The 13,067-nt window shown below is 70.4% G+C and carries 10 protein-coding genes; 3 read left to right on the forward strand and 7 right to left on the reverse strand.

Annotated features, from left to right (window positions below):
* Positions 1 to 456: 456 nt before the first annotated feature.
* Entirely contained in the window at positions 457 to 1,314 is an 858-nt protein-coding gene (locus VFB40_RS13950) for an oxidoreductase (RefSeq protein ID WP_324850705.1), read from the reverse strand.
* Positions 1,315 to 1,447: 133 nt separating this feature from the next.
* Between VFB40_RS13950 and VFB40_RS13955 the strand changes: the two genes are divergently transcribed.
* On the forward strand, positions 1,448 to 1,882 hold the full coding sequence (locus VFB40_RS13955) for a MerR family transcriptional regulator (protein WP_324850706.1): 435 nt from the start codon (positions 1,448 to 1,450) through the stop codon (positions 1,880 to 1,882).
* 56 nt (positions 1,883 to 1,938) lie between these two features.
* Here VFB40_RS13955 and VFB40_RS13960 read toward each other — a convergent pair whose 3' ends face one another.
* From VFB40_RS13960 to mgrA, 4 genes are all read right to left on the reverse strand, one after another.
* Positions 1,939 to 2,691, reverse strand: a complete 753-nt coding sequence (locus VFB40_RS13960; protein ID WP_324850708.1) for a hypothetical protein — start codon at positions 2,689 to 2,691, stop codon at positions 1,939 to 1,941.
* 165 nt (positions 2,692 to 2,856) lie between these two features.
* A complete protein-coding gene (locus VFB40_RS13965) occupies positions 2,857 to 3,900 on the reverse strand; it encodes a threonine aldolase family protein (RefSeq protein WP_324850710.1) in 1,044 nt (347 codons plus the stop codon).
* The gene (locus VFB40_RS13970; protein ID WP_324850712.1) at positions 3,897 to 5,249 is read right to left on the reverse strand and encodes a class II 3-deoxy-7-phosphoheptulonate synthase; all 1,353 of its coding nucleotides are present in this window, start codon (positions 5,247 to 5,249) and stop codon (positions 3,897 to 3,899) included. Before VFB40_RS13970 ends, VFB40_RS13965 begins: the two co-directional genes overlap by 4 nt.
* Before the next feature lie 47 nt (positions 5,250 to 5,296).
* Positions 5,297 to 6,331 carry an L-glyceraldehyde 3-phosphate reductase gene (gene mgrA / locus VFB40_RS13975; RefSeq protein WP_324850714.1) on the reverse strand — a complete coding sequence of 345 codons (1,035 nt, stop codon included), beginning with the start codon at positions 6,329 to 6,331 and terminating at the stop codon, positions 5,297 to 5,299.
* 175 nt (positions 6,332 to 6,506) lie between these two features.
* Here mgrA and VFB40_RS13980 point away from each other — a divergent pair, with 175 nt between their 5' ends.
* Together VFB40_RS13980 and VFB40_RS13985 are read left to right on the forward strand one after the other, a co-directional pair.
* Positions 6,507 to 7,988, forward strand: a complete 1,482-nt coding sequence (locus tag VFB40_RS13980; RefSeq protein WP_324850716.1) for an MFS transporter — start codon at positions 6,507 to 6,509, stop codon at positions 7,986 to 7,988.
* A gap of 246 nt (positions 7,989 to 8,234) precedes the next feature.
* Complete coding sequence (locus VFB40_RS13985; RefSeq protein WP_324850718.1) at positions 8,235 to 10,124, forward strand: anthranilate synthase family protein; 1,890 nt, start codon at positions 8,235 to 8,237, stop codon at positions 10,122 to 10,124.
* Between the two features lie 7 nt (positions 10,125 to 10,131).
* Here VFB40_RS13985 and VFB40_RS13990 read toward each other — a convergent pair whose 3' ends face one another.
* Positions 10,132 to 11,439, reverse strand: coding sequence for an ROK family transcriptional regulator (locus VFB40_RS13990; RefSeq protein WP_324850720.1), 1,308 nt, complete (start codon positions 11,437 to 11,439; stop codon positions 10,132 to 10,134).
* 258 nt (positions 11,440 to 11,697) lie between these two features.
* On the reverse strand, positions 11,698 to 12,723 hold the full coding sequence (locus VFB40_RS13995) for a 6-phosphofructokinase (protein WP_324850721.1): 1,026 nt from the start codon (positions 12,721 to 12,723) through the stop codon (positions 11,698 to 11,700).
* Positions 12,724 to 13,067 lie beyond the last annotated feature (344 nt).

Consider the following 13,067-nt stretch of genomic DNA (forward strand, 5'->3'; position numbering starts at 1 on the left):
ATACTGACTCACAACGGCGTGCGCGCGTCCTGCTTTCGGGGCTGCACGCTGCGATGCAGCGTGCCGTGAAGTTCGTAGTGATGTATCGACCACGCGCCGGTTGCATGACCGTGCCCGGTCTCCGGGTGACGAAAGGGGAGACAGGCAGGGGAGTGGCATCCACCAGACTGGCCGAGGGCATTAGCGGAGCGGCCGAGCGTCAGCGAGGGCGCGGAGCGTCTGGGGTGGGAGGGCGGGTAGCCGTAGGCATTACCAGGCCAGCCGCAGGCGTAAGGCGGAGCGAAGCGGAGCCCTGATAGCGCAGCGTTCAGCGTGAAGCGCGTGCGCGGCAGCGCCCTGAGTCCGTAGAGCGAAGCGGCATGGGGGCGGGAGGCGGGCGACCGCGGGCGTTACCAAGTTGGCCGCGGGCGACCCGGTGCCGGATGGACACTGGGCCGCCCGTGAGGAACTGCTGTCTCAAGCGGCTGACGCGGCAACGTCGTCGTGGTCCGTGGACTCCGACAGGGTACGTAGACGCTCCAGTTCCGCGCGCATGAAGTTCAGCTTGGCCTCGACGCGCTGGACCGAGTCGGAGCCGAGCTGGATGCGCAGCGGCGGGTCGTCGTCCTCGGCGAGGTCGGCGACGATCGCCGCGAGCTTGGCGGGGTCGCCGCGCTGGGCGTGGTTCGCGGCCGCGACGTGGTCGCGGGTGGCGCCGGCGGTCTGGTGGTAGTCGTCGATCGTAGGCTGCTCGGTGTGCAGGCTGGAGTCGTCGAGGAAGTCCGTGCGGAAGCCTCCGGGCTCAACGATCGTCACGTGCACGCCCAGCGGCTTGAGCTCGGCGTATAGGGCCTCTGACATACCTTCGAGGGCGAACTTGGTCGCGCCGTACAGGCCCCAGCCGGGCGCGATGGTGAAGCCGCCGACCGAGCTGATGTTGAAGACGTGGCCGCTGCGCTGCTTGCGCAGGACCGGGAGCGCCGCTCGCAGCGTGTTGAGAACCCCGAAGACGTTCACGTCGAAGACCGCGCGCGCCGCCTTGTCGGACGCCTCCTCGACCGCCGAGAGCAGACCTCGGCCCGCGTTGTTGACCAGGACGTCGATGCGGCCGAAGCGCTCGACCGTCGCGTCGACGGCCTTGGTGAGGCTTTGCTCGTCGATCACGTCGACGCTCAAGGGCAGCAGGCTTCCGTCCGTCTCCGCCTCGGGGAAGGCGCGGCGTATCGACTCGACGTCGCGTGCGGTGGCGGCGACTTGGTGGCCGCGGCTGAGCGCTTCGCTGACGATCGCGGCGCCGATACCGCGGGACGCGCCGGTGATGAACCAGATGCTCATAGGTGACAACCCCGTGCTCTCGTGCGGATCCCGTTTCCGGGAACCGGATGGATCATGCTCGGAATGCTATGAGCTAGAGTCGACTCTAGGTCAAGGGTGCAGGCGAGGGCGGGATCGACGGAGGTGCACGCGGATGGGCGGCGGGATAGGCGTGGATGCGGCGGGTGCTGGGGCCGGCATGGGGCTGAGCATCGGGCAGGTGGCGGAGCGGACCGGGCTGAGCGTGCACGCGCTGCGGTTTTACGAGCGCGAAGGCGTGCTGGCCGACCCGGTGCGACGTGGGGCGGGCGGGCGACGCGTCTACAGCGAGCACGACATCGACTGGCTCGCCGTCTGCATCAAGCTGCGCGCGTCGGGGATGCCACTGCCCGCCATCCGGCAGTACGCCGAGCTCGTACGTCAGGGTCCTGGTAACGAACAGGCCCGGCTCGCCATCATGCGCGAGCATCGGGAACGCGTCATCGACCAGATCGCGCAGCTGCACGAGTGCCTCAGCCTGATCAGCGGCAAGATCGAGGTGTATGAGGGCTCACTCGTCACCGGGGAGAGCTGCATCGTCGCCGACTGACGAGCGGTGCCCGGCCTTGGCCGGACACCGCTCGGTGCGCGTCGATTCTTGTTGCGCTAGTTGGCTTCGGAGGCCGGGAGGAACTCGGCGGCGGCCTCGGTGCCCTTCTTGTGGAAGCGCACGGCCTCCCACAGCGGGCCGGGGATCATGTGGATGCCGTAGTGCGCGCGGTGGTGGGCGACGCAGAGCACTTCGAGGTTGCCGGGCGACTCGGCCCACACCTGGAAGTCCTCGTCGTTGTCGAAGTGCAGGCCGAGCGCCTCCTGGATCTTCTTCGGGTCCACCTGGTTGATCTGGGAGAACTCGATGTAGCTGTGGTGCAGCTCGGGCTCGCCGTCGCAGAGGTCGTCGTTGATGATGCACTTCCACAGCTTCTGGCGCTTGAGCCGCGCCTTCGCCTGCTCGAACAGGTGGTAGTGCGGGTCGTCCTCGCGCGGCGAGTGGTCCGGGATGTGCGAGAGGATGTGCAGCGTCATCGCCTGGTCGTGCGCGGCGGTCGCCGCGGCGGCCGAAGAGGCGGCGTGCGTGTGGTTCGGGGCCTCGGCAGTGTGCAGGTGCGGGGCGACCTGGCGCGGCACGGTGGCGGTCTTCTTCGCGGGCACTGCTTTCGCGGTCACCGTCTTCGCGGGCGCCTTCTTCGCGACGGGCTTCTCGGCCGCCTTCGCGGCGGTCTTCTTCGCCGGGGCGTGGTCGTGCTCTTCGGCGTGCGAGTTGTTGTGCTCCTCGGCGTACTTCTCAGCCGCCTTACGCCGGGCCGCCTCCTGCTTCTCCTTCTCGTCGTCGTTGAAGAGCTTGTCGAAAAGCCCCATAAGGTCATCCCCCTGACAAAGCGCCTGCTAGCCGGAATCGTTGCAGGGCGACGGTATCCGCATCGCAGGGCTCTATCAACAGCACGAAACCCCCAACCCGGACGGTACGGGACCATCTGGGCCGGGGGATCCGGGAAATGACCGGCTGCCAGTTCTCCGGGCCGCTCAGGCGACCCGGGCGAGCACCTCGGCGGCGAGCAGACAGTCCTTCTCGGTGACGTCCAGGTGCGTCACCAATCGCAGCAACGCGGGCCCGAACGCCGACACCCGCACGTTCTGCTCGGCGGCGCGGGCGGCGACGGCCGGGGCGTCGGGGACGTCTACGAGCACGATGTTGGTCTGCGGGGTGCGGGCGGAGAGGCCCGCGCTTTGCAGGCTCGTGGCGAGGAGGCGGGCGTTCGCGTGGTCCTCGGCGAGACGGGCGATGTGGTGATCGAGGGCGTATATGCCCGCGGCGGCGAGGATGCCCGCCTGACGCCAGCCGCCGCCGAGGCGATGGCGCATCAGCACCGCCTCGGCGCGCCGGTCCGGCGCGAGCAGGGCGACGGAGCCGACCGGGGCACCGAGGCCCTTGGACAGGCACACTGAGATCGTGTCGGCGACCGCTCCGTACTCGCGCAGCGGCGTTCCGGTGGCCACGTGGGCGTTCCAGATGCGCGCGCCGTCGATGTGCACTGAGATGCGGTGCGCGTCCGCGATCTGCCGGATGGCCCGCAGGTGCTCGATCGAGTAGACCGAACCGCCGCCGCGGTTGTGGGTGTTCTCCAGTTCGACCGCGGTGGTGCCGAGGGTGTGCGGCGAGTGCGGGCGGATCAGCCTGCTGACGTCGTCCGGGGAGAGCAGTCCGTCCGAGGTGAGGGTGGTGCGGGTCTGGATGCCGCCGTGCCAGGCCAGGCCCGCGTCCTCGTGGGCGAGGATGTGCGCGTCCGCGTCGGCGATCAGCTCCGAGCCCGGGCGCAGCAGCGTCCGCAGCGCGATGTGGTTGGCCATCACGCCGGTGGGCACGAACAGCGCCGCCGCGGCCTCGAAGCCGAACAGGTCGGCGACCTTGGCTTCGAGGGCTGCGACGGTCGGGTCCTCGCCGTAGACGTCGTCGCCGACCTCTGCTTCGAGGATGGCGGCGCGCATGGCCGGGGTGGGCTTGGTGACGGTGTCGCTGCGAAGGTCCACCACCGGCTGCCGACCGGCTATGCCGGAGAGCTCGGTCACGCGACACTCCGGTACATCTCGGCGACCAGGAAGGCCAGATCAAGGGACTGAGACCGGTTCAGGCGCGGGTCGCAGGCCGACTCGTAGCGGGTGGCCAGGTCGTCGAACGCGATCTCGTCGCCGCCGCCGACGCACTCGGTCACGTCGTCGCCGGTCAGCTCCACGTGGATGCCGCCGGGGTGGGTGCCCAGCGCCCTGTGCACCTCGAAGAAGCCCTTGACCTCGTCGAGCACGTCGTCGAAGCGGCGGGTCTTGTGGCCGCTGGGCGCCTCGAAGGTGTTGCCGTGCATCGGGTCGCAGATCCAGGCGACCTGGTGGCCCTCGGCGGTGACCTTCTCCACCAGCGCGGGCAGCTTGTCCCGGATCACGCCGGCGCCCATGCGGATGATGAAGCTCAGCCGGCCGGGATCGCGGTCCGGGTTGAGCCGGCGCAGGTAGGTGAGGGCGTCGTCCGGCGTCGTGGTCGGGCCGAGCTTGATGCCGATCGGGTTGCGGATCGTGGAGAAGTACTCCAGGTGCGCTCCGTCGAGGTCGCGGGTGCGCTCGCCGATCCAGACGAAGTGGCCTGAGGTGTTGTACAGCGTGCCGGTGCGCGAGTCGGTGCGGGTGAGTGCGGCCTCGTATTCGAGCAGCAGGCCCTCGTGCGAGGAGAAGAACTCGACGGTGCGGGTCTCCTCCGGGTCGACGCCGCAGGCGCGCATGAAGTCCAGGGCGCGCTGGATCTCGGCCGCCAGCAGCTCGTAGCGCTTGCCGGACGGGGACGAGGCCACGAAGTCGCGGTTCCAGGCGTGCACCTGGTGCAGGTCCGCGTAGCCGCCGGTGGTGAACGCGCGCACGAGGTTCAGCGTCGCGGCGGAGGAATGGTACATACGGACCATGCGCCACGGGTCGGGGACGCGGGACTCGGCGGTGAAGTCGAAGCCGTTGACCGAGTCGCCGCGGTAGGCCGGCAGCGTGACTCCGTCGCGGGTCTCAGTGTCCTTAGAGCGCGGCTTGCCGTACTGGCCGGCGATGCGGCCGATCTTGACCACCGGGACCGAGCCGGCGTAGGTGAGCACCGCGGCCATCTGCAGCAGCGTCTTGAGCTTGTTGCGGATGGCGTCGGCGGTCACGCCGGCGAAGGTCTCGGCGCAGTCGCCGCCCTGCAGCACGAAGGCCTCGCCGCGGGCGACCTGGGCAAGGCGGTCCTTGAGCAGGTCGCACTCGCCGGCGAAGACGAGGGGCGGATACGAGCGCAGCTCGGCGGCGGCGGACTGTACGGCGGCCGGGTCCGGCCACAGGGGCTGCTGCTTTGCCGGGAGGGCGCGCCAGCTTTCGGCGGCTGCGTTCGCGGTGCGGTTCGTATCCACCCCTCAAGGCTACGGGACGGCTTGTCGGACGGCGTGCGGTGTTTCGGTTAGCGAGATGAGTCGCCGGCGAGAATGCGGTCGATTTGATCCAGTTCGTCCTGGGTCAGTGCGGGGGCGCTAAGGGCGGCGACGTTGGTTTCCAGCTGTGTAACTGACGAAGCCCCGATAATCGCGGAGGTCATTCGGGCGTCGCGCAGCACCCAGGCGAGGGCGAGCTGCGCGAGGGTCTGGCCGCGCCCGGCGGCGAGCTCGTTCAAGCGCTTGACCTGGTCCATCACACCGTCGGTGAGAGCGTCGGGGCGCAGGAAGTGGCCGACCGAGGCACGCGAACCCTCCGGGACGCCGCCCAAGTACCGATCGGTCAGGATGCCCTGGGCGAGCGGGGAGAAGCAGATGCAGCCCGCGCCGACCTCCTCCAGCGCGTCGAGCAGGCCGTTCTCGACGGCGCCGCGGCGCAGCATGGAGTACGGCGGCTGGTGGATCAGCAGCGGCGTGCCGAGGTCGCGCAGGATCGCGGCGGCCTGGCGGGTGCGCTCCGGGTCGTAGTTGGAGATCGCTGCGTACAGGGCCTTTCCGGAGCGCACCGCCTGGTCCAGCGCGCTCATGGTCTCTTCGAGCGGCGTGTCGGGGTCGGGGCGGTGGTGGTAGAAGACGTCGACGTAGTCCAGGCCCATCCGTTTGAGCGACTGGTCCAGCGAGGCGAGCAGGTACTTGCGCGAGCCGAAGTCGCCGTAGGGGCCGGGCCACATGTCGTAGCCGGCCTTGGTCGAGATGACCAGTTCGTCGCGGTACGGCCGGAAGTCCTGGGCGTACAGGCTGCCGAAGTTGGACTCGGCCGAGCCGTAGGGCGGGCCGTAGTTGTTCGCCAGGTCGATGTGGGTGACGCCGAGGTCGAAGGCGCGGCGCAGCACGGCCTGCTGGGTCTCGCGCGGCTTGGTGTCGCCGAAGTTGTGCCACAGCCCGAGCGAGATCGCGGGCAGCTTCAGGCCGCTGCGCCCGCTGCGCCGGTACTGCATACCGTCATACCGCTCCGGGGCCGGGACGTACGCGGGGACACCGGTCGGGAGGCTCTGGGAAGTCATTGTCGGTCCCTTGGTGTTGAGTATTACCGGGGATCTTACGAGGGCGTGCGAAACCCGCTTGCAGTAGTTCGATGAGTCTCGTACGATCGAGACTTGTTCGAAGTCCATCGAACATTGCGGCGTCGCCGGCTGCCCAGGTCGCGGACAACGCAGTGTGCTTGCTGAGGGGGTAGGCATGTCTTTGCTCACCGAACGTTCCGGCGTCGCCGAGCCGTCGGACGTCGCAAAGCCCGCGAGCGCCCCGGCGCGCCCGATCGACGCGCTCAAGCCGCTCGAACCCGATCCGGGGCGCTGGAAAGCGTTACCCGTCCTGCTCTCGGCGATGTTCATGGCGATGTTCGACTACTTCGTGGTCAACGTCGCCGCGCCCTCCCTGCAGCACGACCTGGGCGCGACCGAGTCCGGGATCGAGCTGGTGGTCGGCGGCTACGGCTTCGCCTACGCCAGCGGCCTGATCACCGGCGGACGCCTCGGCGACCTGTTCGGGCACCGGCGGCTGTTCCTCATCGGCATGATGGCCTTCACGGCCGCCTCGCTGCTGTGCGGCCTGGCCGGGAGCCCGGCGTTGCTGGTGGCGGCGCGGATCCTGCAGGGCGCGACGGCCGCCGCGATGGTGCCGCAGGTGCTGGCGCTGATCAACGTGATGTTCCCGCCGCACGAGCGGGCCCGGGCGATGGCCGCGTTCGGCGGGGTCATCGGCGTCGGCGCGGTGGCCGGACAGGTGCTCGGCGGAGTGCTGCTCGACGCGAACCTCTTCGGCTGGGGCTGGCGCACGATCTTCTACATCAACGTCCCGATCGGCCTGGCCGCGGCCGCGCTGGCGGCGCGCTGGCTGCCGGGGCACCAGCGGCGCGGCGACACGAGGCTGGACCCGGTCGGCGCGGTCGGGATCAGCGCGGCGCTCGCGCTCATCCTGGTGCCGATCTCGCTGGGGCGGCCGGAGCACTGGCCGCTGTGGACGTGGATCTCGATGGGCGCGGCGATACCCGTGGCCGCCTCGGTGCTTTGGTACGAGGCGAGGCTTGGACGGCGCGGCGGCGCGCCGGTGCTGAACGTGGAGCTGCTCAAGGAGCGCGTCTTCGCCGCGGGCATGGTCATCGCGGGGCTGTACCTGACGTTCTTCGCCGGGTTCATGCTCTGCCTGACGCTGCTGCTGCAGAACGGGCTGGGCCTCAGCCCGCTGCGGGCGGGTCTCGCCTTCACTCCGCTCGGGGTTTCGTTCGCCGCCAGCTCGTGGCTCGCCCGGCGCTTCGGCCACCGCGTGGTGACGATAGGCGCGGCGGTGAGCCTGACCGGACTGCTGCTGACGGTCGCGACGCTCGCGATACGCGGCGACCACACGTCGGCGGCCTGGCTGATACCCGGCATGATCGTGGTCGGGTTCGGCAACGGGCTCGCGCTGCCGTCGATCATCGGCGCGGTGCTGTTGCGGATACCGGCGCCGCAGGCCGGGATGGCCGCCGGGGCGCTCACCACGGTTCAGCAGTTCGGCAACGCGACCGGCGTGACGGTGCTGGGCACGGTGTTCTTCAGCGTCCTGGGCGCTGCGCCGTCGATGCACTCCTACGTCACCGCGATGACGGTGGCCGCGGCGATCTGCGCCGCGCTCGCCGTGGTGATCGTGTCGACCTCGTTCCTGCTGCCGCGCAAGTCGTAGCCGAGGCTCGGCCGAATGGGCAACGGGCACTGCCCGGGAAGGGTGGGCCCTGCTACAGTCGTGGCCATGACGCGCAGGGTCCTACACCGATCCAACCAGTGGTGGTCCGCCTCTCCGGCGGACTTCTAGGACTCGCGCTTCCCAAGACTCGCGAACCGGCCGCCGATCAGGCGGCCGGTTCGCTGTTTCCAGCGGGCGTCCCGGTCCGACTGAGCGGCCGCCGGTCTTACTGAAAGGCCGGAGGTCATGGACGACACCGCCCTGCTCGATCTGACTCCCCCGTTCGCCCTGCTGCGCCGCGAAGGCCGCGAACGGGTCGAACTGCTGCGCGGCGAGGTGACGGCCGTCGCGCGGCTCGCCGACCTGCCCGACGCGCAGCAGTTGGCGCTGGTCCCCTATCGGCAGTTGCGGGAGCGGGGGGACGCCTGCCACGACGACGGGGCGCCGCTGCTGACGCTGCTGGTACGCGAACGCAGCGAACTCGCCGTCGAGGAGCTTCCCGAGGTGGCGCCACCACGGATCAGGGACGGCGACTTCGACGTCTGCGACGATGCGTATGCGCTCCAGGTCAAGGCGGTGCTGGAGGAGGAGATCGGCCGGGGCGAGGGCGCAAACTTCGTGCTGCGGCGCTCCTTCGTCGGGTACTGCGACGACGTGACGGCGACCGCGCTGGGTGCGTTCCGCCAACTGCTGGCGCAGGAGCGCGGGGCTTACTGGACCTTCCTGGTGCACACCGGGGACCTGGTCATGGTCGGCGCGACCCCGGAACGGCACGTCTCGGTGCACGACGGTGTCGCCGTGATGAACCCGATCAGCGGGACCCTGCGCATGCCGCCGGCCGAGGCGAGCGCGCAGCAGGTGCTCGGCTTCCTGGCCGACCCCAAGGAGCGCGACGAGCTGGCGATGGTCGTCGACGAGGAGCTGAAGATGCTCGCGCAGGTCGGCGGGCACGGCCGGGTGACCGGCCCGTTCCTCAAGGAGATGCGCAACCTCGCGCACACCGAGTACTACATCAGGGCACGTACGGAGATGGACGTGCGGCAGGTGCTGCGCGAGACGATGTTCGCCCCGACGGCCACCGGTTCGCCGATCCGCAACGCCTTCCGGGTGATTCAGCGCCATGAGACCGGAGGCCGCGGCTACTACGGCGGTGTGGCGGCACTGATCGGCGCGGACGAGCGCGGGCGGCAGTCGATGGACGCTTCGCTGCTGCTGCGCGTGGCTTATCTGGACCCTGCGGACGGCTCGGTGCGCATCCCGGTCGGCGCGACGCTGGTGCGCGGCTCGGATCCGTACGAGGAGGTGCGCGAGACGCGGGCGAAGGCGGCGGGCGTGCTGCGGGCGTTCGGGGTCGGCGCGCAGTCCGCCGACCACATCGAAGGCGAGCGAACGCAGGACACGGATACGCGACCCGGCGAAGAGAACGGCGGGCTGCGGCAGTGGGCTGATGATCCGCTGGTGCTGGCGACGCTGGCCGCGCGCAACGACGTGCTGGCGCCCTTCTGGCTGCAGGAGCACGCGCCGGACGCGTCCGTGGTCCCGGAGCTGCTCGGTCGCAGTGTACTGATCGTCGACAACGAGGACGCCTTCACCTCGATGCTCGCCGTGCAGCTCCGCGCGCTCGGGCTGACCGTGACCCGCACGCCTTTCGCGGCGGTCGACGGCACCGCCGGATACGAGGAACGCGACGGCCTGGACGGCTTCGACCTCGTCATCCTCGGCCCGGGCCCCGGCGACCCGAGCGACTTCGCGCTGCCGAAGGTACGCGTCGGCAGGGTGCTAATCCAGCGGCTGTTCGCGCGGGAGCAGCCGGTGCTCGGCGTATGCCTCGGCCACCAGCTGCTGTGCACGGCAATGGGCTTCAAGCTGATCCGGCGGCCAGAACCGAACCAGGGCACGCAGGTGGAGGTGGATCTGTTCGGCCGGCGCGAGCTGGTCGGGTTCTACAACTCCTTCGCCGCGCTAGCCCCGGAGGGCGTGGTGCCGGGGCTCGAGGTCGCGACGCTGCCGGGCTCGCGGGAGATCGTCGCCATGCGCGGCCCGCGATACGGCGGCGTGCAGTTCCACGCTGAATCCGTCTTCAGCAAGGACGGGCTCGGAATTCTGCGGCGGGAAATCACGCGATTGCTGATCTGAAGACCGCTCAGGGCCAGAGCGCGGCGCGAGCGCGGTCGAGGGCGGTGGCCACGGCACCGGTGAGGATCGGATTGCCGGGCACCGCCGTCGTCCGGATGCGGGTCTGTACCGGGCACACCGCGGCCATGCGCTCCTCGACCGCGGTCGCCAGCAGCGTGCCTCCGGAGCGGCCGAGGTCGCCGGTGAGCACGACGACGCCCGGGTCCACGACAAGTGCGAAGGCGGCTGCGCCGAGCGCGATGCGGGCGGCCAGCTCGGTGCGGAAGCCGGCGTGCTCGAAGTCCGCCGGCGCCACGCTGTAGGACAGCTCGGCGGAGGACGGCTCGGCGGAGGACGGCTCGGCGGAGGACGGCTCGGTCGAGGACGGCTCGGCGGTGACGGACTCTGCGCGCGAAGCTGCCGCAACCGCGGCCGGACCGCTGGCGCGGCTGGAGCGGCCAGCGCCGACGAGGCCGTGCGACTCGGCGAGTCTGGCTACGGCCGCCGGACTGACCAGGTCGTACAGGCCGCCGGTGCAGTCGGTCGGGCCGATCTGCGGACCGGCTCCGGGAACGGCGAGGAAACCCAGCTCGCCGGCGCCACCGGAAGCGCCGCGCCGCAGCACACCGTCCAGGATCAGGCTCGCGCCGACGCCTGCGGGGCCGAGCCAGAGTAGACCAAAGGAATCGATGCCCTGCGGCCCGATGACCCGGTGCTCGGCGATCCCGGCGAGGTTGACCTCGTTGTCGAGAGTCACCGCGGCCGCATCGAGCCCGGTGCGATCACGTACCGCTTGTGCCAGTTCGGCGTGCCAACCGGCCTCGGCGGCGACGGGGCGGACCCGTCCGGTGACCGGGTTGATGAGGCCTGGCATGCCGATGCTGACCGAGCACAGCGGCCCGGACTGCGACTCGCGCACCGCTTCGGCGAGCACCGCCGTGACCGTGTCGAGCGCGGCGGGCGTGGGAGTGCCGGGCGGGATCGGTGTGGCGCGTTCAGCGACTGTGCGCCCGGCCAGGTCGGTGACCGTGAGGTAGACGATGTCCGTGCGCACGTCGATGCCGGCGACGCACGCGCGACGACCTGCGAGGGCGTACAGCCGGGCGTTTGGGCCGCGCCGGTCCGCCCCGACCTCGCCGATCTGCTCGATCAGGCCCGCGCTGCCGAGCCGCCCCAGCAGTTCCGTCACGGTCGGCCGGGCCAGCCCGGTGGCTTCCTGCAGCTGCCCGGCGGTCAGCGCGCCGCGGGCCGCGAACAGCGCGAGAGCCGCGCGGTCGTTGATCGCGCGGGCGGTCTGCGGGGTCGCGGGCTGGGGCGTCGCGGATTGGGGAGGCATAGGCAATCGTCGGCGGTCGGTCGCGGGCGGCGGGTCCAAGCTCGCCGCGGTGGCGCGGGAGCCGTGGCCCTCGGGCTGAAGGTATCGCAGCGATCGCACAATGCGACGGCCGACTCGGTCCAGCGCGCCGGAAGACGGCGCGGGGACGGAGTCGGCCGCGGCTTTGCCTGCGAGATCCAGCCCTGGGAGATCCAGCCCTGCGGTCGGCCGGACTCAGCGGAACCGGTCTCAGCCGAACAGGACTCAGCCGAACAGGACTCAGCCGAAGAGGACCTTGGCCTCCTCGTAGAGGGACTTCGGCACGGTCTTCAGCTCGGTGGTCGCCGCCGACAGCGGGACGCGCACGATGTCCACGCCCTGCAGCGCGACCATCTTGCCCCAGTCGCCGTCGTGCACCGCGTCGATCGCGTGCAGACCGAAGCGAGTGGCCAGCCAGCGGTCACGCGGGGTCGGCGTGCCGCCGCGCTGCACGTGGCCGAGGACCGTGGTGCGCGCCTCCTTGCCGGTGCGCTTCTCGATCTCCTTGGCCAGGGACTCGCCGATGCCGCCGAGCCGCACGTGCCCGAACGCGTCGAGCTCGTGCGAGACCAGCGCCTCGTTGCCGTCCAGCGGGGTCGCGCCCTCGGAGACCACCACGATCGGGGCGTACTCGCTCTTGAACCGGGACTCGATCCAGGCGCAGACCTGGTCCAGGTCGAACTTCTCCTCGGGGATGAGGATCACGTTGGCGCCGCCGGCCATGCCGGAGTGCATCGCGATCCAGCCCGCGTGCCGGCCCATGACCTCGACGATCAGCACCCGGTGGTGCGACTCGGCGGTGGTGTGCAGCCGGTCGATCGCCTCGGTGGCGATGGTCACCGCGGTGTCGAAGCCGAAGGTGTAGTCGGTGGCGTTCAGGTCGTTGTCGATGGTCTTCGGGACGCCGACGACGTGCACGCCCTCCTCGGTGAGCTTGGTCGCCACGCCGAGGGTGTCCTCGCCGCCGATGGCCACCAGTGCGTCGACGCCGAGCTCGGCCAGGTTGGCCTTGATCCGCTCGACGCCGCCCTCCACCTTGATCGGGTTGGTGCGGGAGGAGCCGAGGATGGTGCCGCCGCGCGGCAGGATCCCGCGCACCGCCTTCACGTTCAGCTCGCGGGTCAGCCCCTCCAGCGGGCCGCGCCAGCCGTCGCGGAAGCCGACGAACTCGTAGCCGTACTTCTGCACGCCCTTGCGGACGACGGCCCGGATGACGGCGTTCAGACCCGGGCAGTCGCCACCGCCGGTCAGGACTCCGACGCGCATTTCGATCCCTTCAGCAACGTTTGTGGAGGTGGGAGCCGCCGCACCGGCTCGTCTTACGAGGGTATGTGGCCCCGCTTTGCGGGCGCTAATGTGCCGCGCCCGCCCGCGCTGTTGACCGCGGGTTCGGTGGGGTTGCCGGGCGCCGTTGCCCCGCCGCGCCCCGGCCGCTTAGGGCAGGGCTGTGCGGCGTTCGACCTCGGAACCAAACCTACCGGTTACTCGTCAGTCGGTTTACCCCGGTTCGTATCGCGGACGGGTGACAGGTATGTGAACGCGGTGGCGACGGCGTGAACAACGGGGAACTGATCGCCGCGCCGGGAATTTCCCCGGCCCGCCCACCCGTT

The organism is Actinocrinis sp., from assembly GCF_035650855.1.
In the GTDB taxonomy this organism is placed as follows: domain Bacteria; phylum Actinomycetota; class Actinomycetes; order Streptomycetales; family Catenulisporaceae; genus Actinocrinis.

Bases quoted from the DNA above. Each gene is read 5' to 3' on its own strand.
- VFB40_RS13950 (WP_324850705.1), bottom strand. From the start codon at position 1,314: ATGAGCATCTGGTTCATCACCGGCGCGTCCCGCGGTATCGGCGCCGCG.
- VFB40_RS13955 (WP_324850706.1), top strand. From the start codon at position 1,448: ATGGGCGGCGGGATAGGCGTGGATGCGGCGGGTGCTGGGGCCGGCATG.
- VFB40_RS13960 (WP_324850708.1), bottom strand. From the start codon at position 2,691: ATGGGGCTTTTCGACAAGCTCTTCAACGACGACGAGAAGGAGAAGCAG.
- mgrA (WP_324850714.1), bottom strand. From the start codon at position 6,331: ATGACTTCCCAGAGCCTCCCGACCGGTGTCCCCGCGTACGTCCCGGCC.
- VFB40_RS13980 (WP_324850716.1), top strand. From the start codon at position 6,507: ATGTCTTTGCTCACCGAACGTTCCGGCGTCGCCGAGCCGTCGGACGTC.
- VFB40_RS13985 (WP_324850718.1), top strand. From the start codon at position 8,235: ATGGACGACACCGCCCTGCTCGATCTGACTCCCCCGTTCGCCCTGCTG.
- VFB40_RS13990 (WP_324850720.1), bottom strand. From the start codon at position 11,439: ATGCCTCCCCAATCCGCGACGCCCCAGCCCGCGACCCCGCAGACCGCC.
- VFB40_RS13995 (WP_324850721.1), bottom strand. From the start codon at position 12,723: ATGCGCGTCGGAGTCCTGACCGGCGGTGGCGACTGCCCGGGTCTGAAC.